Origin of the sequence: Spiroplasma endosymbiont of Lariophagus distinguendus, assembly GCF_023846195.1 — a bacterium.
Classification (GTDB): domain Bacteria; phylum Bacillota_I; class Bacilli_A; order Mycoplasmatales; family VBWQ01; genus Spiroplasma_E.
The window spans coordinates 1-762 of sequence record NZ_JALMUW010000155.1; the positions used below are offsets into that span (position 1 = coordinate 1).

General features: G+C 22.3%; 1 protein-coding gene. It reads left to right on the top strand.

What is annotated here, in order from left to right:
* The first annotated feature begins 250 nt into the window (after positions 1 to 250).
* Entirely contained in the window at positions 251 to 658 is a 408-nt protein-coding gene (locus M0D11_RS06255) for a hypothetical protein (protein ID WP_252321092.1), read from the top strand.
* Positions 659 to 762: the final 104 nt, after the last annotated feature.

Below are 762 nucleotides of genomic sequence, written 5' to 3' on the forward strand. Positions count from 1 at the left end.
AATCATATAAAAAATAAGGCAAATGATGAAAAAATAGATAATTTACAAAATATACAACATACAGTAAAAGAATATAAACCAAATTTATCAATTTTATTAATTTATTACACATATATCTAATTTCTTATATCTTTTATTTTTTCTGATATAGTACTTAATTGTAAACTTAATATAAGTTTTAAATTTTAACCATTACTTTAGTTTAAAAGTAAATGGTTTTTTATATTTTAAAAAGGAGATAAAAAGAAAAATGAAAATACAAAATAAAATTATACTAAGTTCAACCATTTTCGGTGAAGTTATAGGAAATATTGCTGGATGATATTCAATCCCAACAATGATTGCTGAATGATTAGATATTATGGAATATGATTTTATTGATAATTATATAAACAATGATTTTAATCCATATCGTTCTACAGTTAAAGGTGTTTTAATATGAGGTTTAATTTCAGCAGTAACAATGGCAATAACTTCAACTGTTAGTGTAAAAACTGTTGAATATGTAAAAACACTTTATGAAAATAGAAGACAAACAAATACTAGAGAAATTGATGAAACAACACCTTTACTATCACAAACACAAATAAATTCAATAAATAATAATGAAGTAGAACCACCATTAGTATTAAATCCAGCAATAAGTGCAAGTTTATAATTAATATGGAGCGGAAAAGATATGAAAAAAATATTATTACTACTTGCAATAAGTAATACTTTATCAATGACCAATAGTAATTTTTCTTAGAACCTGTTTGGAAT